This is a genomic window from Kordia algicida OT-1 (assembly GCF_000154725.1).
Lineage (GTDB): Bacteria > Bacteroidota > Bacteroidia > Flavobacteriales > Flavobacteriaceae > Kordia > Kordia algicida.
Genome location: NZ_DS544873.1, coordinates 3,570,783 through 3,595,490, shown reverse-complemented (window position 1 = coordinate 3,595,490; position 24,708 = coordinate 3,570,783). Strand labels below are relative to the sequence as shown.

The window sequence follows — 24,708 nt, the reverse complement described above, 5'->3', positions numbered from 1 at the left end:
TACAGGAATTACGACTTACTATTTTTTTAATAGCTATTTTTGAATGAAAATTTAATAATATCTTCAACCCGAAAACGCAGTATTGATGAAACTTTATATTGTACCAACACCAATAGGAAACCTGAAAGACATGACGTTTAGAGCTGTAGAAGTTTTAAAAAATGTTGATATGATTTTGGCAGAAGATACACGTACGAGTGGAAAGCTGTTGAAACATTTTGAAATTGGTACACACATGCAAAGTCATCACATGCATAACGAGCATAAAACGACAGAAACATTGATAAAACGCATGCAAGCAGGCGAAACTTTTGCGTTGATTAGTGATGCAGGAACGCCCGCAATTTCTGATCCTGGGTTTTTATTAACGCGTGAATGTATTGCCAATCAAATTCCAGTAGAATGTTTGCCAGGTGCGACCGCTTTTGTACCAGCTTTGGTAAATAGCGGATTGCCGAATGATAAATTTGTCTTTGAAGGATTTTTACCTGTGAAAAAAGGACGACAAACGCGATTTAAAATTTTGGCAGAAGAAACACGCACCATGATTTTTTACGAATCGCCACACAAATTGGTCAAAACTTTAGGACATTTTTGTGAATATTTTGGTGAAGATCGTCAGGTTTCTGTTTCTAGAGAATTGACAAAACTCTATGAAGAAACCATCCGCGGAAGCGCCAAAGAAGTGTTGGCATATTATCAAAACAAACCACCAAAAGGGGAAATTGTGGTTGTTGTGGAAGGGAAAAAGTAGGTTTTAGATACGGCTTCGCCTTTTAGACTCGTTTCTCTTTTAGACATGTTTCTGCTTTCGTTTCGACTTTGCTCAATGATCGCGCAGAAATCTTTTTGGGTATTACTTTTTAGTGAAAATATTCTTGTCAAACTGAACTTTTACACTGAGTAAAATCGAAGTGTGATTCAGTTTTTTCATTACAGTAAGCAATTCGTGATAATAGATTCCTGCCTACGCAGGAATGACAAATTGAGTAAATAAAACAATTCGTGAATTCATTGTAAAAGCTAAGATTTTTAAAGCACTTCTCGATACAATTTTTTACCAAAAATTACTCGAAGTGACATTACAGAAGTCATACTACCAACAGATTGCTACGTCATGTTGAACTCGATTCAACATCACATAAAAATCTAAAAAAGCGAAGCAATCTAAGAGATTCCCGACTACGCGGGAACAAGTCTAAAAGCAAAGCGCTCTTAAAATCTAAGCAAGTCTAAAAAGCCAATAATCTAACTCGCTTTCTCCATAATACCTCGTATCGAAAATACATTCTTCAGCATCATACGTTTGGTGTTTTTAAACAAACCTTTTACAACGCCACTTTCTTGCTGAATGACTTCAAAAACTTCATCCAGAAGTTGCATATCTTTTGCAGTGTAGTGTTGCAAACATAAAATATAAGGCAAGTCGTTTTTGCTTGTCAAGTACCGAACACCAGCTTTAATTGCCGTATTGTAACCGCTACTTTTTTTCACATCAATAATTGAAATTGGAATAGTAACTTCTTCCTGAATTTCTTTCAATACTTCCAATGTTTTATCGGTACTTCCGTTGTTTACCAAGCAAACTTGCAACTTTGTTTTTTCAGTAAATAATTTAGTAAATTGCTGTACATCAATCACGGTTTCGTCATTACGAAATATGATTAAAACTCCAATCTTCATATATAGTAGGTTTAGGGGAAATAGGGGAAAAGGGGAAAGGGGAAACGTATTATATCAATTCTAAATTTGCTTTAGTGGCAGTTTTTCTTTTGCGATTGTAATACCAAGCAATTTGCCCTAACTGACCAATAATTTTGATTGAATCTTTCATAGACAATTTCGAACCATCTGCGTGAATCCAACGTTTCAAAGGTTTCTCACACATCATCGCACGTGCAGCATCCAATCCGAAATGTTTACGCATACGCATAAAGATTTCCACATCAAACAACCATTTTGTGATAAACTTTTTATCGAAAGCTAAATGAATTACATCTTTATGGAAAATTTTCGCGCCACATTGTGTGTCTTTAAAGTTCATTGAAAGAATTGTTCTGATGATTAAATTAATTGTCAAACTAATCACTTTACGAGCCGATTCTTTTGTAATATTTGCGCCCATTCTGCTAATTCTTGATCCGCTTACAATCTTAAAATCTGAGTTTTCAATGGTAGACACTAAATCGTCAAAATCAGCCAAATCGGTAGACAAATCCGCATCCAAAAAGCCAATATAATCCAAGTCTTCTTGTTGTGCCATGTGTAGCATTCCCAAACGAACCGCTTCTGCTTTTCCGCCATTTTGCTCACAATCGTATACGGTAATAAAGTCTTCTCTACCTTTTCGCAAATCGTGCAAAACTTCCAATGTTGCATCTTTACTTCCATCATTTACAAAACACAAACGATATCCAGAATTGCGATCTACAAAATCAGTAAATTCTTTACTCAATAAACGTTCTGCTTCATTGTAGCAAGGAATTACCACACCAACACATCGTTGTTGAATCATCACATTATTTGTATTAGAAACAGCTTCTGTTTTTGGCACACCAATCAATCGTTTTACACGTGCACAAACTTCGTTTAAGCTTAGCGGTTTTTTCATATAATCATTCACACCCAAATCAAAACCTTTGGTAATCATTTCATCATCGGTATTTCCCGATAAAATCATAATTGGTGTGTTCTTTTGTTTATCATCACGAATGTATTGTACGATTTCCATTCCAGAAATTGTTGGCATGTTCATATCTACAATCACTAAATCTGGTTGAAACGAATCGTATAATTCCTTTCCTTTTAATCCGTCAGTTTCGGTTAGTACTTCATATCCCAATTCAGCCAATCTGCTTTCTAAAGGAATCAACACTAATTTTTGGTCGTCAATAGCTAAAATTTTCATCATATGTATTTTTAATTTGATTTATATCTTATGTCGTCTTCAATAGAATTTGTGTTGTTTTCCGAACGACTTACAGGTCAAAAGTAGTTTGGAATTGCTGCTTATTTTGCCCAAAACACCTTAAACGGAGCTATCTTTAGACGAAATGCAATTTCCTTTAGTCCAATTAAAAATTACACCATTTATCTTTACTTTGTGAAACTCGGTATTGAAAAGTCTGCAAGACGTATTCAATATTGATAGTTGAACAAGAGGCTGTATAAAAAGTACAGATTTCGTCAAACCGAACTTGATTCGGTTTCTCATAATATTTGAAAATCAACATGATGCGATTCTGGGTCAAGCCCAGAATGACGTTTCAATACACTTTTTAGATAGTCTCCTTGAATTTCGAAACTCGTATTTTATAATGTGTACATTTTAAAAATGATAAGCTAAAATTGAAAAGTCTGCAAGACGCATTCAATATCGATAGTTGAACAAATCCCGTTGCAGAACGAAATTGTATATTTTAAAAATATCAGTAGATTACATAAACAATGATGGAAAAGACCACAAACAAACTACTACTATTAGCACTACTTCTCGGAGTGGCGTTTCACGGTACGGCTATCTTTTTCACGCTCGAAACAACCTATGATGCATTAATTCACTTATTTTTTGCCGACCATTACGCCAACAGTTGGTTTGAACCTTGGAGTTACAAATGGTACACAGGCTTTACTGTGATGAGTTATCCGCCGTTAGTACATCAATCTATTGGTGCGCTGTCGTTTATTGGTGGTTTAAAATTCGGATTATTTACGGTTGCAATCATTGCAGTTATCTTATTCATTACCGGAGTATATCGTTTCTCGTTACTCATGTCAGGAAACAAAAGAGTAGCTGGTTACGCTGCTATTCTTGCTGTTTTTTCATCTTCTTTTTTAGAAACCTTGCATATTTTCGGACAGCTACCAAGTATTGTGGGAATTTCTGTGTTGATGCATGCCCTTCCGGAGATTTATCTTTGGTTGAAAACAGGCAAATACAAGTACTTTTTTACGTCGCTTTCGCTGATTGCGGTTACGGTAACTTCACATCACGTAACACCAATTTTTGGAATGGTTTTCTTTATTTTTCCGTTGATCGGAATGGTCATTATGGATGCTGCACGTGAAGAAGTCAATACGACAAAAGAAATTACCTTTTGGGTGTTTTGGAGAAACTTTACAAAGCTTTTTAAACGAATTGTAGGTTTTGGAATGTGTTCTTTAGTCATTATCGTTGGCTGCATTTTACCGTATTGGATCAACTCTAAAAATAATCCAATTACGCAAGTGCCAATTCCGCATGGTTCGCGAGATCATTTCTTGGAAATTACGTCATCAGGTTTGGTTTTTTTCTTAATTCCGTGGGGAATTTTACTGTTCTTATTACCTTATATTTTCTACAGATACTACAGCAAACGCTATTTGTTTTTTGGTTTGTCCATAACCTTACTATTTATCTTAGGAACTGGCGGAACAACACCAATTCCGCGTATGATTTTAGGCGAAACCGCTTTCAATATTCTAACTTTAGATAGATTTACCTTGTGGGCTTCGATCATGTCATTACCGCTTTTTGGCGAATTTGTCTATCGTTTTTCAGAAGCAGATTTAAAAACATACTTACAGGAAAAATTTGGTGCCATGTATCATCGAATTATTGGTGGCGGATTGGCAATTTTATTCGTCTTTACAACCATTTTCACGATGAGTTTGGGATATTTCAGACCATCGCAACCACAAAAAATAAACATGTTGCCAATTGTGAATTTTCTCAACCAAGATCAACACGATCAATGGCGTTATTTACCACTTGGCTTTGGCGATCAAATGGCATGGTTGTCGGCACAAACAAACGCAATGACTGTTGATGGAAACTATCATTCGGCACGTCGTTTACCAGAACTTACTACGCGACCCATAGAACGTTTGGAAAACTCAAAATTTAAAGGCGTTGCCGGAATTGGTTCGCTGCAACAATTCTTAACAACACCTGAAAAATACAATCTAAAATACATTTTCTCCAACGATAAATTTTACGATCCAATTCTCTATTTCTGCGGTTGGCAACGTTTGCCACAACTAGAAAATGGGATCATGGTTTGGGAAAAACTGAATGTTCCACCATTATCATCAATCTTACCAAAAGATGAGGTTTCTACTTGGCAAAAATTAGCTTGGGGAATTATTCCGTTTTTTACTGTCATCTTGGCGATTTTATGCAACATTCAGCCCATATTCCTGAGATATATTCAGCGAAAGCGAAATGATTCAGAAGTATATTTACAATTCAAAAAAAGCTACACAAAATTCTCTAGAAATATTGTAAACCTAAGTCATGTTTGGGCAATAATCTTGATTGGAATTTTAGCTTTTGGAACGTATCAATTTTATATTAAAAATGATGCACAACGTTCGCCTGAAAATGTGGTAAAAGCATATTATGACGCACTCGATTTTAAAGAATTTGAAACAGCACACAGTTTTATCAATCCAGAAAACAACATTACTATTGCGCAGTATATGCTTGAAATTTCGTCTACAGATGGTTTGTTAAGTTCGTATGCAAAACTAGATGCAATAACAACCGAAATCACGACTGAAACGGATAATTTGGCAACACTAAAAGTGATTACAAAATGGATTACGCCGTTGGAAAAAATTGAAAAAACAGATTATAAAACTGCCATAAAACAACAAGGAAAATGGTTTTTGGAAGCGGAAATGATGGAAGCCGATTTGCCACCAGATCAACTATTTTCTAACAATAAAACGGCATATTTTAATCACGGAAGAAGAAGAATTACAACCGAGCAAACCTATCATGAAGATGTACTAAAACAACCTGTTTTAGAAATCATTTCGGCGAAATTGGTACAGCATAACGGACATTACGCAATTGTGGGCGAAGTACAAAACATAGACAATGTGCCAGCCGATGTTGTGCTAAAAGGAACCTTGTACAACGACGAAAATGTGGAATTGGCAACGTATAATGCAAAATACCACATGAAGCACAAATTGATGCCGAAAGAAGCGACTTCGTTCCGAATTAACTTTGAAGGAATTGCATGGTCCAAAACGAAAGATTCGATTCCAGAAACCTTCAATCCAGACGAATTTACGCCAGTGGAACTCGCAGATACACCCACAAAATTCAACTTGCAAGCCGCAGGAAATGTTTCAGGAGCTGACTTGTACAAAAATATCGCGTTGAGCAATGTAAACATCAACCAAAAAACCATCAAAGGAAATCTGTTTAATAGCGGATTGCAAGAAATCACAGTTCCACAATTACTCATTTCGTATTATGATGAAAATCAGCAACTTTTGTGGGTAGATCATCAATTTTTAGATCACGGAATTCGTCAGCAACGCAAACAAGCTTTTCAGTATAAAATTTTGCAAAATGAAACGGTAAAAATCGTCAATACAAACATGGAAAATTGTTATGTAAACGGTTTGCCGAACGAAGATATCTCGAATAAAATTATCTCAAATAGAAAAAATCACAACGTATTACAGAAAATTTCGCATCCGCTGTACAACTTTGTAAAAATTGAAATGAATGCGTATATCGGAAACCCAAAATGATGAACTTACACTATATATTTTACTGCTTTTTCTTTGTTGCGTCAAGCGCGAATGGACTCAGTACGAACACATCCGAAACGATTCGATTAGAAACTTCACAACAAGAATTTACGGCTGGCGAAACGATCGTACTTACATTTTCAGGAACGCAAGATGCTTCAATCGTGTTATATTGTACCAACAGTTACGGAACTACTTTGGTATCCGCAACAGCGAAAAACAACCAATTACAATACACGATTCCGACACAAATTTGTGCCAAAACTGGCATTGTCAACTGGAAACTTTTAGATACTAAAAACTCACTTTCAGGCACATTTACCATTCACTCACAAAACCAACCTGTTTCAATGGAAACCTATGTTGGTCCGCCAAGTATTGCCGCTGATGAAAACGATTATACGATGTTGGTCGTGATTCCAACGGATGCTTTAGATAATCCTGTAAAAGAAAATACAAAAGTTGCTTTGAAGCGTCAGTTTTTGGCAACTGAACAGCAGGAAACGATTCAGACAAAAAACCTCATTGCGTATCAAAATATTTATGCGCCGACAAAAAGTGGCAGAATGTTGCTCGCCACTGAATGTTTGGGACTGAATTCCAAAGAATTTACCGTAAACGTATTGCCTGCAATTTCTACCGATTTTGAAATTTATGCCAAGCGACCACACGAATATGCTGATGGAAATCAAATCACGACGTTTACCACTTCGATACTGAAAGATGAAAATAATAATATTGTGAGCGATGGCACTTTCGTGGAATTTTTCATTGAAAATACTGATGGAAACCTGCTAAAAACTTCAGGTATGACCATTGATGGTGTCGCAACCGCGCAACTATTGCATCCCGATCATGCCGAAACTTGGAAGGTGCAAGCTTTTGTTACTGGAATTTCAAAAAGCAATACGATTTCGTTAACGTATAAAAAAGTGATGGATGATTTTACGATTTCATTCTCCAAAAACAATCGAAATATTAAAATTGGTCCGTTGCGAAGTTTTATGAATCAACTGATTCCTGATGGTTTGCAAGTTACTTGTATTGTTTCTCAAAACGGAAAAGTGATTGAAAGTTATCTAAAAGAATCGCGTGACGGATTTGTGAATTTTGAGTTGAATCCGAATATTTTAAGCAACGGAAACTACGATTTTGAAATCACAACCGCAGGAATTACAAAAACAGTTAAAGCCAAAAAACTATGGTAAAAGCAGATAAAAATATTATGCGCGGGTTTTTAGTATTGACATATGTTGTCATTATTTCCATGCTTATTTTTCTTATTAGCAGCTCGTTTAGTTACCTAAATACGGGCGCAGATAGAAGCAAAATGCTACACACAGAAGTGAAAAAAGCGGAAGTGTATTTGCCAAAAATGACGTGGACAGATGATGGAAATGAAGGTAGAAAACTAGACTTACAAACTTTAGCAAAAATTGAAAAAGATTATTTGAATGCTTGGTATGTAAAACATGTAGCGTATAAAACCAATCAAATTGTAGGAATTGACGATTATTATACCGAAAATGCGCGTAAGAATATCATAGACTTTTTGACGCAAAATAAAGCACAACAAATTTCTGTAAACGCAACAACACTTTCGCATCAACCGAATATTGAATTTTTTAGTGAAGACGGACAATTAATTGTTTTAAAAGATGAAAATGTAGTCGAATACAAGCAATTGTACAAAGATGGAAAGTTAGTCATAGAAACTACCGAAACAGCAAATTACAAAGCAATTTTACTTTTGGAAGATGGTTTTTGGCGTGTGCGTCATTTGGTAAAAGAACAAGTGAAAACTGCTGAAAAAGTGGTAAGAACGAAAGCAGTTTCGAGCTTGAATATGAAAGGCATTAATTATTATCCGCAAGCGACACCTTGGGACATGTTTGGCGATCAATTTGATCTAGAAATTATTAAAAATGACTTTGAAATCATCAAAAATGCAGGATTGAATACGATTCGAATTTTTGTACAGTATGAAGATTTTGGCAAAGCAACTGTAAAACCAGCTAAGCTAGAAAAGTTACAACAAGTGTTGGATGCTGCTGAAACTAAAAAACTGAAAGTTGTATTGACACTTTTTGATTTTTATGGAAACTACGACATTTTAGATTGGACATTGACGCAACGACATGCAGAAACGATAGTTTCTACCTTCAAAAATCACAATGCAATTGTAGCGTGGGATATTAAAAACGAACCAAATTTAGACTTTGAATCGCGTGGAAAAGAAAATGTTTTGGCGTGGTTGGAAAGTATGATTTCGTTGATAAAATCGGTTGATAATCAACATTTGGTTACCATTGGTTGGTCAAACACGGAAAGTGCACATTTATTGCAAGATAAGCTCGATTTTGTGTCTTTTCATTATTATGACGCTGCCGCAGATTTTACGCAGCAGTATTCCAATTTGAAAGCTAAAATCAACAATAAACCTATTATTTTGGGAGAATATGGACAATCTTCGTATGGCGGATTTTGGAAACCATTTGTAGGTTCTGAACAGAAGCAAGCTGATTATTATCAAGAAATGCAAACTGTTTTAAAAGCAGAAAACCTTTCGTATTTGGCTTGGACGTTGTATGATTTTGAAGATATTCCGAGTTCGGTAGTTGGGAATCGTCCGTGGCGCACCAATCCGCAGAAAAAGTTTGGAATTATTGATAAAGATGGGAAGAAGAAATTGGCTTTTGAGGTTTTGGTTGGAAAGATTCAAGATTGATAGATTCATGAATCAGGAAGTTTTTCTGATGTCATTCCTGTGTAGACAGGAATCTACAAAGGTTCAAAGTGGATTCCGTACCAAGTGCGGAATGACAGCTCTAGAAAATAGACAATATTCGTGGTTAGACAGATTCAGGATTAAAAGAGTCAGGAATCAGGACAGTTTCCAACAACGGTTAGCAATTCGTGAAAATAATTCAAAGGAAAAGAGAGAACCGAAAAACATTCGTGAATTCGAGGTAAAAAAGAGCCAAGATTTATAGAGTCATGAATCAGGATATTTTCTTAACAGATATTTAGTTTCTTAATGTAAAAATCAAAGTTTAAATTCGGTTTCATTATTGTCAGTATCAAAAATATGAGGGTAATGTTCTTTTACATTTTTCTTCATGAAATCCAGTGGAACATCTTCAAAAAAACCATAATCGGCAGTATATTCCATAAACAAACTGCCTTCGTTATTATATTGTTGCAAAAAAGAACTATTTTCTCCATCAAACTCTAATGGTTCCACATTGAATTTTTTACATAGCGAAACATTAAACGCAGGCGACATTTTTAACCATTGATTGTTTAAAAATACATTTACCATTCCATGTGGTGTGAGTTCATTAGAACCAAATTTTTCTGTAAGTCTTTCTACGGCAATATGATTTTTTACTTTACCTAAATGAAGTCTCGCAGGAATGCCAACTGCTCTTAAACAGGCAATTAATAAAATTGATTTTTCAACGCAATTTCCTGTTTCTTTTTGTGCAATTGTACTTGCTTTGTAGTTTTCTTTTGAAAAGCTAATACTATACGGATCATATTTCCAATTGTCTCGAACATTGTTGTACAATGCAATTGCTTTCTCTTTGTCGGAAGTTGTATTTTCTTTATGAGAAGCAATTAATTTTTGAATGATCTCATTTTCAAAATCAAAAAAGTATGTAGTTTTTAGACAGTTCATTTTTTACGAATAACGCGCATTTTGTTTCTTCCTTTTTCATCAGGATATAAGTCGGGAAGCGGATCGCTTTGCCAATAATCTTTGGTATCAATATCTAAGATAGATAGTTTTCCTGTAAAAGCAGCTCCTGTATCTACATCCCATAAATTATGTGCTTTCATGGGAATATGATAATTGTATCCAATGGTTGGCGTATGACCAACATAAATTTCTTTGTAATGTTGAAAACGTCTTGGAGCGTAACGCGCATCACTGAGATTGTCAAGACCTATCTTTTCAGCTAGTAACGCAGATTCAATCAAAGTCCTATCAAAATAGAAATTCTTCGGATAATGTTCTTTTGTGACGCCGTGCATGGAGGTAAAACCTGCATGGAGAAACAGTCTATTTTGCTCATCAAGATAGTAGTTTTCTAGATTTTCATAGAATTCCAAATGTTGTTGCTTATTGTATTTGATACGTTCGTAACTTTCTAGCGTTTCTTTTCCGCCGTGCATGTACCAAACATCACTGACATGTCCGTCTAGCAACCATTCATGACACCAAACATCATGATTTCCACGAATAAAAATACATTGCTGTTTGGTGTTGAGTTGTAGTAAGAATTCTACCAATTCTGCAGATTCGCTCCATCCATCAACATAATCGCCTAAGAAAATAAGCGTATCATCTGTGGTAACCTTGGCGCGTTCTAGCACTTGCGTTAACGCTCTAAATCCTCCATGTATGTCTCCTATGGCTAGTGTTCTCATGTGATGTTAATTTCATCAAAAATACTATAAAATTTTTCTAAAATAGATCAATTTGTATTTGGTAACTTATTGATAATGTTTTGTAAATTATTATAACCCGAAAGTGGTTTTATGTTGTCTTTTAATATTTTTGGAATTTTGTCAATTCCCACGTAAGTGCCCATTATTTGTCCAGCAATAGAACAATTGGTATCTGTATCACCACCAACAGTAATGAGTTCTTCAAAGATACTTGTAATTGATTGCGTTTTTACTTTTTGAGCAGCAAAAATTGCTAAAGGAATCGAATTCACTACATAACCATTGTTTCCAAGCTTGCCAACATCTATAATTGATGTATTTTCTAGTTCATGTAGTGCAATCAATCTGTCTTTTACGTTGGTGTCGGGAAGTTTTGGAATGATATGTTTTATTAAAGAAGTGTCATTCCAATTGTTATTTATAATTTCCTTGATAGCTAAAACAACAACTAAAGCACCAACATATGCTTCTTCATTTTGATGTGTGATGTAGCTTATTTCTCGAATACGTTCTCTAGAAATATTATTTAGAAAAGCTAACGGAGCAATTCGCATGGCGCTTCCATTTCCTGCGGAAAATTCACCTTTTCTTCCTGTTTGACTCCAATGCGCTCCAGCATTTAATTCTTGTAATGCCTTTAGCGTAGCAGCTCCGATTCCATTGATACGATTTTTATTGTAATATTTTAAAAAGTACGTTATCAATGTTTTCGGAGCTACAGTTGGGTCTTCCAAAATAGCTTCACAGGTTGCTAAAGTTAGTTGTGTATCGTCTGTAAATTGCCATATTTTAGGTTTTTCAGGCTCTTTAAATAGATAAAAAGCTTTTTCATCAGGAAGTGACTGATTTTCGTAAGCACTTCCCCAAGCATCACCAATAGCGCCTAACAAAATACTACCTTTAAAACGATTTATAAATGTATTTTCAATCATCAATTCTTACATCAGTTCTTTTAAAATATTGTGAAACTCACTCAAAAACGCATCACTTGTCGTTCGGTAAGAAACAACTCTTTTTTTACCTTCAATGAGTTTGGTAATGTTGTTATCTTCCAAATTTACATCCAACACATAACCGCCATATTTGAGCGTTTGTTTTACCAATTCTAAAGGCAATGTTGTGGCTCCTGAAGTTCCGATGACAATTAAGATTCCTGTGTTTTTGGCAATGCGCATGGTAGAATCAACTTTGTACAAACGTTCGTTGTAGTATTCGTCAAACCATAATATATTTGGTCGCATGACTGCGCCACATTTTGGACATTCGAGTTTATCCCAAATATCATCGGTTAAATCTTGATCGATACGGTCAATTGTGATATCTTTTGGATATAGATATACAGCTTTTGAACATTCTAAAGAACAGCGAACCGTTCGCATGTTTCCATGAATTTCAAATACTTTGTTTCCAGAGTTTCCTCCACGTTGATGCAATCCATCAATATTTTGCGTAATAATGGAGAATTCCTCTGGTATTAATTTCTCAATTTTTGCCAATAGTTTATGGGAATCGTTTGGTTGTGCTTTTTGAAACATTCCTTTGCGGAATAGATTAAACTGCCAAACTTCTTCCTGATTTTTGCTAAAGTAGCTAAACGTTCCAAATTCTTCTGGTTTGTGATATTTAGTGCCTTTTACCCAAATTCCGTCTGTACTTCGATACGTGGGAATTCCGCTTGCGGCAGACAATCCTGCGCCCGTTAAAAATGTGATGTTATTTCTTTTTTCTTTATGAAAGTTCTCTTGTATGATTTCTTTTAATTTTTCCATGATTCCTTAGTTTTTAGGAATGAATTTGTACATAATATCCGTACGAAGTACGTATTTTGTGCCGCTTTTTAAAACGGCACCTTCATGGCGTAATCCATGTAAAAATAGTAACGCACTTCCTTTTTTAGGATGAATTGTTGTTCCTGAGCGGAATACTGTTTCTCCACCGTCAAAATCATCGTTCAAATAGATCAGAAAGCTATACTGACTCGCTTCTGTTTCGTTACGACGATAGCTTCCGTCTCGGTGCATTTTGAAACGATGTCCTTTTTCATATTTATAAAATCGCAACATTTCATTTAAACCAAAAGCATAACTATATCCGATTTGTTCAGGAACATGCATTTTTATTTTGTTCCACAGTATTGCTGCATATGCTTCATCTTTATACGTAACACGCAAATTGTTTCGAACAGTTGTCATTAATACTTGCTTTCCGTGCATGTTCACTTTGGCTTCTTCATAGCCCATTTTTTCACTTTTAGCAATTAATTCATCACATTCTTGATGCGATAAAAAGTTGTCAACGACATATATGTGTTCTGCTAGTTTTTCCATGATTTTTATCTTTTCACTTCGACTCCACTCAGTGAGCAATTAAAATTCTATAAATTCCGTAGGAACTTCTTCCGTTAACCAAACACCATTTTCTGATTGGTAGAAAGTATGATGTTGCGCATACATTTCGCCACTTCGTATCGTGAGAATGATTGGTTTTCCGCGTCGGCTTCCTACATTGATTGCAGTTTCCTTGTCTGCGCTTAAATGTACATGTTGTCGCGTGCCTTTTATCAATCCTTTTTCTTGAATGGAAGTGATAAATTTTTCAACTGTTCCATGATATAGATAGCTTGGCGGTTCTTTGGGTTGCAGCGCCAAATCGATGTTTACAGAATGTCCTTGACTTGCTCTAATCATCGTTTTATCTTCATTGAAAGCAAAACGTTTTTTATTGTTTGTGGCAACCACATATTCCAATTCCTCCATAGAAAGCGAATACGGTTCCACGTTTATTTTTTCTAGTAAGATTGCGACCGAAGTCCAACCATTTGAATCGAATGTAATTCCAAGTTTATCAGGATTGTGTCTCAATACGTAACTTAGAAATTTGCTGATATTTTTATTTTTTTTACTCATTGTAATTGTAATTTTTTTCGCAATTCGTCACCTTCTGGTAAAAAAGGACGTTCTGCGGGAATCATTAGTTTTTCGAGTTGATTCGATTTTACAAACTCGTATTGTTCTGCTACAAATTCGGAGATATTTTCTATTTCTAGAATGTCTTCTTTTGCGTACGAACGTATAAACTCATTTCTAATTCCGATTTGAATCGCTCTGCGTTCCAGTTTTGCGCCATACGGATCGTGATCTGGATCCCATTGCAAACGTACATTTGAACTTTTTACAGCTTCTTTCCACATTTCTTGCGATTCGTATAATTCAGGTTTGAACGAAGAATGTACCGCGTTTTCCAAGTATTTTTGAAACGCTTCTCGTTTTAGGTGAATTGCCAAGACGACTTCTTGTCCCACTTTTGTTCCCCAACCGTTTCGGTACATCATCCAAAGGAAATTTGGTTTGATCCACGTCATTCGTTCTAGACTAAATGGTCCACCAAAAAACTGATTTTCCGCAGCGAAAAGTCCAATAGCAGGACGATACGATTGATATACAATTATTTTTTCATCATCGTATTGCGCCATGATGTGATGACCGTTTTGTGGCCATTCATTATTTTGAGTTATATAGTTTTGTATGTTAAGTTTCATGTTGTTTTTGTATTGTTTCAACAACGTTTTTCGTGTTGAAGTATGTATTTTTTAATCGAATTAATGCTCGCATTTCTTCGTCTTTTATTTTAGACAGAATTAGAGCTTCTTCAAAATCATCTTCTGCTGTGATTTCTTCTTTATTATTAATAGCAATATAACGATCAACTTGTTCCTCATTAAGGTTGTATGAGAGCAATTTTATACGCTTCTCTGTTCCGTCAATGTTATGTTTTTTCCTTAGTGACATAAATTCGTCCATGACGTTTTTATATTCATCAAAGGTCATTTTCCCAATAACTAATCCTTTTTTAGTAAAGAATTGCTTGTGAAATTCATCTACTTGTTGTTGTAATATTTCAACCTTTTCTTTGTTTGAACAAGTTGAAGCTTCACAGTTATTTAATCTTCTCCACAATACATTTTCGATAATTCCCTCTCCATGTTCTCCACGACTTGCTCTAATATCGTTGTATTCACGGATAGCTGTATTTAGCGCTTCGTTTTCTGGATAAAAAAACAGGTTTCGCAAAAACATATTTATCCCAAAATGATTTCTTGAACTTTGTTTGATTGGAACTAAAGGAGTTTCATTTTTAATTTTTTGAATGTAGTTTTCGCTTAAACATTCTTCAATTAAAAAATCAACAGCTTCATCTACTGAAGTTATGTTGGAAGCTTTTTCTTTTAGTGCATCAAAATTACCTTTTAATTGTTTTTCTTCATTATGATTGTAATCAGCCTCAAAATAATTGTATGGTAAAACGTCTCTTGATTTGGTTTCTAGAAACCGGTACAATCTCGTTTTGTGCATTTTATTTTGATATTTAAGAAGTTCAAGTAGATTTTCATCTGTCAGGCTTTTAAATTTTTCACCAATAAAAACTTTTATGACTTTAATCCTACCAATGATTGCGTTGTTAAATTCCTCTAGTTTTTCAGCAGGAACCCAAAACTCATTGTGATGTGCACTACCAACATTTTCAGTTTTATATTTGTTGAATTCTTCTTCTGTGATTTCAAATTCAGTTACAAAACCTAAATAATTACCAAATTCGTCTTTGGTATTCCATTTAGAAGCAATTTCAACGGCATATTCTTCATTTAGTACAGGATAAAAAATAGGTTGCCATTCTAATCGCGGTGGAAACTTTGTAAAGTTACTTTCTGCAATTAGTATCAATTCTTTTTCTCCTATAGGTCTATATAAAGTTTTCATTTTTTAATTCTTTTGATAAAACTCGCTTTTCTGCCAGTTTTCTACTTTGTTTTTCCAGTCTGCTGGAATGTGTTTGTCTTTCGTATTCATCATCGTAATTGCGCCCACAATTGCACAAATGGTATCTCTGTCGCCCAAAGCGGAAACAGCTCTCCAAATGGCTTCTTGGAAATTTGTTTGATGATGCGCGGCAATCCAAATTGCAATCGGAACCGTATCTTGCGCAATCATTTTTACACCATTTCCTAAGATAGAAACGACTGTTCTAATGTCGTAATTTGGCAAAACCGTTGTTGATTTTTTAATCTTAGATGTCGTGTCGCAATCTGGTAATTCTGAAATTACTTTTTTGATGAATTCGTTTGGTGTAAGCGTTTCGTTATCAATTTGTAATTGTGTATTGATCGCTGTCGCAATAGCAACTGCCATTGCGCCCACACAACCTTCTTCGTTTGCGTGCGTGATTTCAGATGATAAAAAAGCTTGCTGTTTTACTTTTTGTAAATCATCATAAAAATACGCTCCGATTAATCCTGCGCGCATGGCGCCACCATTTCCCATTGAACCCATTCCGTTGAAAGCAGCTTTTGAGACTTTTTTCCAGTGTTCTCCAGTTTCAATAGCGCGCATCGTTCTGTGCATGGCAGGTCCATAACCGCGATTAAAATCTAAATGATAGTTTCTAGCGAATGCTTCCGCAATAAAATCCTGATTGATTTCACCGAATTTTTCTAGTGAACTATAGATTGCAATTGCCATAATTGTATCATCTGTGAATTCCCAAGTCGTTTGTGGAATCTCACGAAAGTAAATTGCCTTGTAAATAGCATCTTCTGGACCAAAGAAACTTTCGCCAAAAGCGTCACCAATACTATTTCCTAACAGTGATTTTTGTGCTAATTGTAATCTATGTGTGTTCATTTTTTAATAATTCGTGATAAATCTCATAATTCTCCTGATCGAAACAACAGAAATAGAGTTCATCAATTTTGTTTTTGTATTCGTATGTTGCAACCGTTTTGATAGCGATTTCAGCCGCTAATCGTTTGGGAAATTTATAAATTCCTGTGCTAATATTTGGAAATACAATGGTTTTGATGTTGTGTTCAATTGCCAAATCCAAACTGTTTTTATAGCAATTTGCTAATAGTTCTTTTTTGTTTTTTCCTCCGTTATTCCAGACTGGTCCAACGGTGTGAATTACAAATTTAGAAGGTAATTTTCCTGCCGTAGTAATGACCGCTTCGCCAGTGTTACATTTTCCTTGTCGCGTTCTTATTTTTTTACAGGCTTCCAAAATTTCTGATCCGCCTTTTCTGTGAATGGCGCCATCAACGCCACCACCACCAAGCAGTGATGAGTTGGCGGCATTGACGATTGCGTCTACGTTTAGTGTTGTAATGTCGGCTTGTAAAAGTTTTATTTTCATTTTAATTGATTGGCTCTTGCGCCAAAATATTTTTAACAGCTTTTCCAACAGGAATCCGATGTACGGGAATTTTAATGTTGTACTGCTGTATGTGTTTTTTAATTTCGTTATCTATTTCATGTTGATCGTATCGTGATGAAAAATGTCCTAAGATCAGTTTATCAATCTTGATATTTGCCACCATTTTAAATACTTCATCTAGTGAACTGTGTTTGTTTTTGAATGCTTTCGTATTTGTTTCCTCTTTCGTCATAAATGTAGCTTCATGAATGAGAATTTCGCTGTTGTGATAACGTTCGTAATCTTCAATTGGCGTATCTCCAGAATATGAAAGGATGTTTCTTTTGAGTTCATTGGTTAGGAAATGATCTCCGTGTTCTTTTTTGATGTTGATTAATTCTTCTTTGTTCAAATTCACAAACTTCGATTTGAGTTTTCGCTTGGTTTCAAATACTTTAAAACTTAAACTTTTTAATAATCCAGGTTGTACGACATGACCGTTTTCAATCGCTTCAACCTGAATTGAATTCTTGACAGAAAAGATTGCTTTATCTTTAATTGCTTGCCAGTTTGTTCCTTTGTTATGCGGATCAAATTTGGTAAAGAAATCGTTTAAAAACGGAAATGAACCTGCATCTTTTGGATAGTAAATGGTAGGTTTTAATCCGGCAAATAGTTGATTGAATTGTAATAAACCTGTCAAATGATCTCTATCGGCATGCGAGATAAATGCGTGTTTTATCTTTCCTGCTTTTCCTAGTAAATTTGCACAAACACCATCGCCCGCATCAAATAATATTCCTAGTTCTTCTATAAAGTACCATGTTGCGTATAATGCAGTTGAGTATCCGTGTATGGTGAGTTTCATGTTTTTTGAAATTTTGAATGTTGTATGCTAAATTTTAAATTGCTTCTAATCTTGACTTTAAATTTTAGCATCTTTTTTTAAATGATCTCGAACTTCCATTAAGGCAAAACCTAGTAGATTTTGTCCTCGCCAAAGATTCGGATTTGTTGCTTTTTCGTTTTTTTCGCTCATTCCAATTCCCCAAATTCGATCTCTTGGACTGGCTTCTACCAAAATTCTGTTTTTTGTATTTAATAGAAATTGTTTTAAATCTTCATGTTGTGAAAATTTATGATAGTTTCCTTCCACAACTACGTTGAATTTGTGTTCATCCCAAATAATTGGATCAAAGTTTTTGACTTTTCTTCCAAGCTTTTTTGCGTCATGCGGATGACTTGCCATTAAAATTTCTTTTCGAATTTCACTATTGTTAAAAATACGTGCTTTTTCTGCCATCATCCAATGTTCGGCAGTTTTATATATTTCGTTGTTAACTGTAAATGCATCTTCCCACCATTGACTGAAACAGCTTTTGGTAATACTTCCATCTTTAGAAGGTTGATGTCCCCAAAAAAAGAGGAATTTCAAGGTTTCTTGTTCGTTGAAACGTTGTTGTATATGTTGTAATGTGTGTTTCATTTTTGTAAATTTTAAACATGACACATTGAGCATTATCGAGATGTTAAATAATACTTTTGTGGAAACGATCAATTAGATTTTGAATGTCGTCATAACGTGCCAATTGAAATTTCCATGTTTCTGGAATGGTGTTAAATCCATAATACAATCCTGCTAATCCGCCAGCAATTGCGGCAGTTGTATCGGTATCTTCTCCTAAGTTGACTGCTTTTAATACACATTCTTGGTATGAATCAGTGGTTAAAAAACACCATAATGAAGCTTCTAAAGAATGTAAAACATAACCGCTAGCACGAATTTCTTCATTTCTGTATTCGAAAATATCGTTTTGTAATATTTTTTCAAATAAATCAGTTTCGTTAGTATTGAATTCGTGTGTTTCGCTGAATAAATTCACAATTTTTTTGACTTCTTTATAGGCCTGAAACTTCTCGGTTCCATTCAATAATAGCAGCCCAAATTCCACATAGATAAAACAGGCAAAAACCGATCTAAAATGAGCATGTGTAATTGCTGAAACATCTTTGATAATTTGATAACGATCTTCAATTTTTTCAACATCTTTTAAGAAATATACTAAAGGTAATGTGCGCATTAATGAACCATTTCCGTTGTCTTCTTCAAAGATATTTCCTGAAAAGTAAGCCGATTCACCTTTAACAATTCTGTCTAATGTATGTCTGGTAGTTCCTCCAATATCAAATACTTTGTGATGTGCGCCCCAATATCCTTCTTTGTACCATTTGACAAATGTTTTTCCGATATTTTCTATATCATAACCATTCGACAAACTTTCGGTAAGACATAAGGTTAGTGAAGAATCATCTGACCAAGTTCCAGGTGGTTGATTCCAACACATATAACCCATCATACCTTTTACAGGATTTTGTGTTAGGTAACTTCTGGAATTGAACTCTACTGGAACGCCCAAAGCGTCGCCTGTAGCAACTCCAAATATTCCTCCTTGTAAGCGTTCTAATAAGTTCATAATCTTTTGTTTTAAATTTTAAATATTTGATTCTATGTTGTTTATCTAAATTATTGGTTTAGAGTTTTTGTTAATTTGCTTTTCGTGTATTCGTTAATTTGTTTTTTTTCACAACTCACAACTCACAACTCACAACTCTATAACTGTACCTGTACTACTTTTTCCGATGCTATATCTCTAAATGAGTTTGTAGTGAAAATTGTTTTATATATACTTTTTAGTTCTTTAAATCCTTTGTTAAATATGCCGTGACTTACGATTAAGTGTAAATCGCCCACATTTTTTTCTTTCAATGCTTTTCCGAGTCCTAAAAACGTGCCACCACCATCACAAATATCGTCTACAACTACGGCGGTTTTTCCATTCAAATCGTCAGTATACACCGTGAAACCCGATAGTTTTCCTGTTTTTACATCGCGTTTTTTAGAACATTCAATCACTTCAATTCCTCCTAAATATGCCGATAGTTTGTATATTTTTTTTAACGCGCCACCATCGGGAGAAATTAATACGATTTCGTCTTTGATGGTTTCCAAACATTGTTTTACATATTCGTGATTGTCAATAACTTCTATATTGTTCAATAACGCGGGTGTGACTTCCGAATGCGGATCAAAAACAGTGACTTTTTGATATTTTTGACTGTTGATGAGGTTTGCATAGACTTTGATACTTAACGGTTCTCCTGAAACCATCACACGATCTTGACGCGCTGCGGGAACATACGGAATGAACAGGTTGATATCTTTTACGTGCATTCTGCGCAATGCATCTGTTGCTAATAAAATCATTCCTAAATCATTGAAAGACCTAATGCGTTGTGTAATGGTTACAGCTTCATGTACGTTTTCTTTGATTTTGATATGTGGCTCACCGCCAGAAAATGTAAATGACTCAAAGTCAATTGATTTTTCAAAAGGAGTAAAGCTCGAATCTAAATGTAAGTATTTCATATTAGCGTTATTTGTACGCAAATATAGAATGCTTTTTTCGTTCTACAAATTATTTTGTGTATTTTTTACATTAATTATTTTGAGATTGAAAGATTTAAGCATTAAAAGATTGATAAAAGGTTGTTTTTTATTTCCACTCAGCGACAAATGAAGCAGTAGTTCGCGTGAAGGATTGAGGTGGCATCCTTTTTTTTGTTTTTGATACGTCTTTACGAGGAGTTTGCGACGAAGTAATCCGCATGTAGAGAAACGGATTGCCACAACAAATTGGAAATTTGTCTCGCAATGACAAGTTTTGAAAAAAGATATAACCGAAAGCCTGACCGTTTGCGGGCACGCCCAAATTTTAATTAAAAGATGTAATGATTGAAAAATTAAAAGATTCTATTTTGACTTCGCTCAAGGTAAAGATGAGTTCTTAGTTTACATATATTCAGTTTCCCGCAACAGTGCGTAATTTGTGAAAATATTTTAAAAGAAAAAATAGTAAAAAAGACAATTCGTGATAAAAAACTATGATTTACAAAATACCTCTCTATACATTCTGAAATATATTCAGAAGACTCAAAGTTATCCTGAAAAGAAACTTACTTAATATCAAATAGGAAACCTTCTTTTTGTAGTTTGAAGTATTGTTTTTTGTTGAATTTGAACAGATTTGCAGGTCTTCCACGTCCTTCAGAAACTTTTTCGTCGAGTTCTTCCAAGATTTCGAAACTCATAATTTTTTTACGGAAGTTTCTACGATCAATTTTTTTCTCCAAAATGGTCATGTAGAGTTTTTCCAAATCGGAGAATAGAAATTTATTCGAAAGCAAGTCAAAACCAATAGGCTCGTACGTGAGTTTGTTGCGCAAACGCGTTTTTGCTTTGTCTAAAATGAGGTGATGATCGAACGCTAATTCTGGCAATTCGTTGATAGGAAACCAAGCAACATCTTGCGCGTCGGTATCCGCTTTTATTTTGTGATGTGATGGTTTTACCAATGCAAAGTATGCTACAGAAACGACTCGATTTCGCGGATCGCGATCAGGTTTTCCAAACGAATAGAGTTGCTCTAAATAATCGATAGTAACGTTGGTTTCTTCTTTTAATTCACGTTCTACGGCAGCTTCTAAACTTTCATTTTCCAATACCAAACCGCCAGGCAATGCCCATGAACCTTGAAAAGGCGCAACTTTTCTTTTGATTAAAAGTACGTTTAATTGGTGGTCTTTGTATCCAAATACCACGGCATCTACAGCTACACGAATGTTTTGCATCATGGGACAAAAATACGAATTACTTTGTAACAATTATTCATCTTTATGAGCTGTAGAAAAACTAAAAACGAGAATAGTGATAAAAATAACAAATAATACAATCTCTATAACTCTTGTCAAAACGACGCCACCAACTATCATGGCAATGTATGAATGCAAAAAAAGAAGAAATACTAGAAATAAGAAAATTAATAAAAAAATAGGAGATTCTTTTTCATGTTGTGAATCAATAGCGCCCAAAAACAGATTAGTTATACTTTATTTTCCGCAAAATTCGAATAGTTGCTTTGTAAAGTTCGTACACATCTTTATCGTAGTTTTTTAAAAGTGGTTTTGCTTGGTCTAATTTGTCTTTGGCTTCGTGAAAACCATTCAAATAACAAATCATATAGGTAGCGGGAAGGTTGCGTAAATCGCCATCTTCATCTTCGTTAAGTTGCTGATTTTTTTGTAGTTTCTGTAAAATAGTATTATTAGTATTGTAAATATGATGCAAGGTTATTTTGTTGAATTGTGGCGCTTCAAAAATCAAATTGGTAGCTACAGAGTACATTCCGTTTGGCTGAAACGTGATGGTTACTTTTTCCAACGGATAATATTTATTTTTGTTTTGCAAGCCAAGTGGCACATATTCTACAATGGTAAATACATCTTCTGTATAGGTAATTTCAACCTGATCTAAGGCGGAATAAAATAATTTTACTTGCTCGTTAATCAATTCAATATCTACACGAGAATAAAAGGTTTTATCATGCTTTTTTTGCTTAATTCCTGCCCAACAGACAATAAATTGTTCTTTAAAAACTTGGTAATGTGATTCTAGATTTTTGTGTTCATTCGTGATGAAATTAATCACGCTATCCAACGTAAGTTTGATGTTATTCTGCGCACTTTTTTCAATGGTTTTTACAATATCGGAGTTCACATCTTTAATCTTAATATCATACACTTTTGGCATGGAAATACTGCCATCACGCATAAAAACAGAACCACCGTAATACTTCCAGATATTCTTACGAAGCGAGGTAATTTCAGCATTTGGGCGAATGGTCACCAAACCCACAACTTTTCCTTTGGGCAAATGCGGAAAGTAGATATTTTCATATTGTACCATTGGCGGATTTGCCAAATACGCATTGATGAGGTTTTGAATCTTACTATCATCAAAAAAATCGACACCAACAATCTTATTATCTTCATCTTCCACACCAATTACGATGTATGAATTATTTGCAGGATTGCTGTTGGAAAGCGCGCAAATATGTTTAAGAAACTTTGCTTTTCCTTCTTTTTCGCCAATATTCAACTTTCGCTTTTTATCATAAAAACTATTCTCGTCGTTATGAGCGAGCAAGTTTTTAATCAAAAGGCGTTTATTAATCATAACAAAGTGAGTTCTTTTTGAATGTTTTCTCTAGCGATGGTTTCCCATAAATCGTAGTATTTTTCGGTGTAATAAATTCGTGGACGTTCTAAGAAATGCTGCAATACTTTCTTTCTTCCTTTATTGTACATGAAATCTGGAAACATGTTATATTCTTTGCGAATTTTTTGAGTATAGGCTTTATAGCTTTCCCAAGAAGTTCCCAAAATTGCCAAATCGAAGTCTAAAAGATAGGCATTATCTTGATTTTTAGTGTTTATGATTTCATGTTTTTTTGTGGAAACGATCAAATTAAAGCAATTTTCTATCCTTTTTGTATCAATTTGAAGCTTTTTTAGTTGTTTTTGAGCAAATTCGGCACTTTTCAATTCATTGTTACTTTTGGTCGCTTTATAGATAATATCGTGGTACCAAATGGCAAAAAGTAATATATCAAAATCATTGAAATCAGCTTTGTTTTTTGAAGCTAATTTCAACATATAATTGATATGATCTAAGTTGTGATAACGACGCCGACTTGAAGTATATTTTTTATTGATTTCTTCCCAAAGTTGAATCAGTAATGTTTCATCATTGGTATAGTTCAATACTAAATTTCGCCAAGAAGTATAGGGTTTGTTATACATTATGATTTCTTTACAATCGTACTCGAAGCTTGCGCCGTACACATCATGGTCAAATCGGCAATATTTACATGTGGCGGTCGTGATATAATAAAATAGGCAGTTTCAGCAACATCTTGTGGAGTCAAAGGTTGATATCCTTGATAAACTTTCTCAGCACGATCTTCATCGCCTTTAAAACGCACATCGCTAAATTCGGTTGCAACCAATCCAGGATTTATGGCACCTACGCGAATTCCGTGTGTATTCAAGTCAATTCGCATTCCCTGATTCAGAGCATCAACGGCATGTTTACTGGCGCAATACACATTTCCGTTCGGATAGACTTCTTTTCCTGCCGTAGAGCCAATATTCAAAATATGCCCAGAATTTCGAGCCACCATTTGCGGAATAATAGCTTTGCTTACATACAACAAACCTTTAACGTTGATATCTAACATTGCGTCCCAATCGTCCAAACTTCCTGTCTGAATCGGATCTAAACCATGCGCATTTCCTGCATTATTGATTAAAATATCGATCGTTTGAAAATTCTCAGGTAAGGAATTGACAGCAGCAGCTACTTTTTCTTTGTCTCGAACATCAAAATTTAAAGTATGCACTTCTGTATGAGTGCTCAATTCTTGTTGCAATTCGTCCAAACGTTCTTGTCGGCGACCACACAAAATTAAACGTATGTTATGTTTGGCGAATTCGCGTGCAATCTCGCGTCCAATTCCGCTTGTGGCACCTGTAATAAAAGCTGTTTTTCTCATCTGCTTTAGCTGTTCCCGTGCAAGCGGGAATCTATTTTTAAATTAAACTAAAAAATACTCAATACTAAAATCTAACATCTCAAAA

Annotated in this window: 24 protein-coding genes; 4 read left to right on the top strand and 20 right to left on the bottom strand. The window is 34.8% G+C overall.

The window, feature by feature from the left end; all coding sequences use genetic code 11:
* The first annotated feature begins 82 nt into the window (after positions 1–82).
* The gene (gene rsmI / locus KAOT1_RS15370; RefSeq protein ID WP_040559602.1) at positions 83–754 is read left to right on the top strand and encodes a 16S rRNA (cytidine(1402)-2'-O)-methyltransferase; all 672 of its coding nucleotides are present in this window, start codon (positions 83–85) and stop codon (positions 752–754) included.
* 494 nt (positions 755–1,248) lie between these two features.
* Here the strand turns inward: rsmI and KAOT1_RS15365 are convergent, their stop codons facing one another.
* Together KAOT1_RS15365 and KAOT1_RS15360 are read right to left on the bottom strand one after the other, a co-directional pair.
* The gene (locus KAOT1_RS15365; RefSeq protein WP_007095778.1) at positions 1,249–1,683 is read right to left on the bottom strand and encodes a glycosyltransferase; all 435 of its coding nucleotides are present in this window, start codon (positions 1,681–1,683) and stop codon (positions 1,249–1,251) included.
* Between the two features lie 49 nt (positions 1,684–1,732).
* Positions 1,733–2,908 carry a response regulator gene (locus KAOT1_RS15360; protein ID WP_007095777.1) on the bottom strand — a complete coding sequence of 392 codons (1,176 nt, stop codon included), beginning with the start codon at positions 2,906–2,908 and terminating at the stop codon, positions 1,733–1,735.
* Between the two features lie 542 nt (positions 2,909–3,450).
* Here KAOT1_RS15360 and KAOT1_RS15355 point away from each other — a divergent pair.
* The 3 genes from KAOT1_RS15355 to KAOT1_RS15345 are packed head-to-tail and all read left to right on the top strand — an operon-like array spanning position 3,451 to position 9,259.
* On the top strand, positions 3,451–6,531 hold the full coding sequence (locus KAOT1_RS15355; protein ID WP_007095776.1) for a hypothetical protein: 3,081 nt from the start codon (positions 3,451–3,453) through the stop codon (positions 6,529–6,531).
* On the top strand, positions 6,531–7,739 hold the full coding sequence (locus KAOT1_RS15350) for a hypothetical protein (protein WP_007095775.1): 1,209 nt from the start codon (positions 6,531–6,533) through the stop codon (positions 7,737–7,739). The genes KAOT1_RS15355 and KAOT1_RS15350 overlap by 1 nt, the downstream gene beginning before the upstream one ends.
* On the top strand, positions 7,733–9,259 hold the full coding sequence (locus KAOT1_RS15345; protein ID WP_007095774.1) for a glycoside hydrolase family 2 TIM barrel-domain containing protein: 1,527 nt from the start codon (positions 7,733–7,735) through the stop codon (positions 9,257–9,259). Before KAOT1_RS15350 ends, KAOT1_RS15345 begins: the two co-directional genes overlap by 7 nt.
* Before the next feature lie 318 nt (positions 9,260–9,577).
* Here the strand turns inward: KAOT1_RS15345 and KAOT1_RS15335 are convergent, their stop codons facing one another.
* The 18 genes from KAOT1_RS15335 to KAOT1_RS15245 form a co-directional block, all read right to left on the bottom strand.
* Positions 9,578–10,213, bottom strand: coding sequence for a transglutaminase-like domain-containing protein (locus KAOT1_RS15335; protein ID WP_007095772.1), 636 nt, complete (start codon positions 10,211–10,213; stop codon positions 9,578–9,580).
* The gene (locus KAOT1_RS15330; protein WP_007095771.1) at positions 10,210–10,965 is read right to left on the bottom strand and encodes a metallophosphoesterase; all 756 of its coding nucleotides are present in this window, start codon (positions 10,963–10,965) and stop codon (positions 10,210–10,212) included. The genes KAOT1_RS15335 and KAOT1_RS15330 overlap by 4 nt, the downstream gene beginning before the upstream one ends.
* Positions 10,966–11,012: 47 nt before the next feature.
* Complete coding sequence (locus tag KAOT1_RS15325; protein ID WP_007095770.1) at positions 11,013–11,918, bottom strand: ADP-ribosylglycohydrolase family protein; 906 nt, start codon at positions 11,916–11,918, stop codon at positions 11,013–11,015.
* Positions 11,919–11,924: 6 nt separating this feature from the next.
* Complete coding sequence (locus tag KAOT1_RS15320) at positions 11,925–12,755, bottom strand: SIR2 family NAD-dependent protein deacylase (protein ID WP_007095769.1); 831 nt, start codon at positions 12,753–12,755, stop codon at positions 11,925–11,927.
* 6 nt (positions 12,756–12,761) lie between these two features.
* A complete protein-coding gene (locus KAOT1_RS15315) occupies positions 12,762–13,313 on the bottom strand; it encodes a prolyl hydroxylase family protein (RefSeq protein ID WP_007095768.1) in 552 nt (183 codons plus the stop codon).
* A gap of 39 nt (positions 13,314–13,352) precedes the next feature.
* Positions 13,353–13,892 (bottom strand): RNA 2'-phosphotransferase, encoded by a 540-nt coding sequence (locus tag KAOT1_RS15310; RefSeq protein ID WP_007095767.1) that lies wholly within the window; start codon positions 13,890–13,892, stop codon positions 13,353–13,355.
* Positions 13,889–14,524 carry a DUF4291 domain-containing protein gene (locus KAOT1_RS15305; protein ID WP_040560118.1) on the bottom strand — a complete coding sequence of 212 codons (636 nt, stop codon included), beginning with the start codon at positions 14,522–14,524 and terminating at the stop codon, positions 13,889–13,891. The genes KAOT1_RS15310 and KAOT1_RS15305 overlap by 4 nt, the downstream gene beginning before the upstream one ends.
* Positions 14,514–15,743 carry a hypothetical protein gene (locus KAOT1_RS23585; RefSeq protein WP_007095765.1) on the bottom strand — a complete coding sequence of 410 codons (1,230 nt, stop codon included), beginning with the start codon at positions 15,741–15,743 and terminating at the stop codon, positions 14,514–14,516. The genes KAOT1_RS15305 and KAOT1_RS23585 overlap by 11 nt, the downstream gene beginning before the upstream one ends.
* 3 nt (positions 15,744–15,746) lie before the next feature.
* The gene (locus KAOT1_RS15295; protein WP_007095764.1) at positions 15,747–16,664 is read right to left on the bottom strand and encodes an ADP-ribosylglycohydrolase family protein; all 918 of its coding nucleotides are present in this window, start codon (positions 16,662–16,664) and stop codon (positions 15,747–15,749) included.
* On the bottom strand, positions 16,651–17,172 hold the full coding sequence (locus KAOT1_RS15290) for an O-acetyl-ADP-ribose deacetylase (RefSeq protein ID WP_007095763.1): 522 nt from the start codon (positions 17,170–17,172) through the stop codon (positions 16,651–16,653). The genes KAOT1_RS15295 and KAOT1_RS15290 overlap by 14 nt, the downstream gene beginning before the upstream one ends.
* A 1-nt stretch (position 17,173) precedes the next feature.
* On the bottom strand, positions 17,174–18,040 hold the full coding sequence (locus KAOT1_RS15285; RefSeq protein WP_007095762.1) for an MBL fold metallo-hydrolase: 867 nt from the start codon (positions 18,038–18,040) through the stop codon (positions 17,174–17,176).
* Positions 18,041–18,097: 57 nt separating this feature from the next.
* Positions 18,098–18,658, bottom strand: coding sequence for an NADAR family protein (locus KAOT1_RS15280; RefSeq protein WP_050765272.1), 561 nt, complete (start codon positions 18,656–18,658; stop codon positions 18,098–18,100).
* Positions 18,659–18,701: 43 nt separating this feature from the next.
* Entirely contained in the window at positions 18,702–19,646 is a 945-nt protein-coding gene (locus KAOT1_RS15275) for an ADP-ribosylglycohydrolase family protein (RefSeq protein WP_007095760.1), read from the bottom strand.
* Between the two features lie 137 nt (positions 19,647–19,783).
* On the bottom strand, positions 19,784–20,599 hold the full coding sequence (gene prs, locus KAOT1_RS15270) for a ribose-phosphate diphosphokinase (protein ID WP_007095759.1): 816 nt from the start codon (positions 20,597–20,599) through the stop codon (positions 19,784–19,786).
* Between the two features lie 587 nt (positions 20,600–21,186).
* The gene (locus KAOT1_RS15265) at positions 21,187–21,861 is read right to left on the bottom strand and encodes an NUDIX hydrolase (RefSeq protein ID WP_007095758.1); all 675 of its coding nucleotides are present in this window, start codon (positions 21,859–21,861) and stop codon (positions 21,187–21,189) included.
* Between the two features lie 247 nt (positions 21,862–22,108).
* Entirely contained in the window at positions 22,109–23,245 is a 1,137-nt protein-coding gene (locus KAOT1_RS15255; RefSeq protein ID WP_007095756.1) for an ATP-binding protein, read from the bottom strand.
* Positions 23,242–23,871 carry an HD domain-containing protein gene (locus tag KAOT1_RS15250; RefSeq protein ID WP_007095755.1) on the bottom strand — a complete coding sequence of 210 codons (630 nt, stop codon included), beginning with the start codon at positions 23,869–23,871 and terminating at the stop codon, positions 23,242–23,244. The genes KAOT1_RS15255 and KAOT1_RS15250 overlap by 4 nt, the downstream gene beginning before the upstream one ends.
* Positions 23,871–24,623, bottom strand: a complete 753-nt coding sequence (locus KAOT1_RS15245; protein ID WP_007095754.1) for an SDR family NAD(P)-dependent oxidoreductase — start codon at positions 24,621–24,623, stop codon at positions 23,871–23,873. The genes KAOT1_RS15250 and KAOT1_RS15245 overlap by 1 nt, the downstream gene beginning before the upstream one ends.
* Between the last annotated feature and the right edge of the window lie 85 nt (positions 24,624–24,708).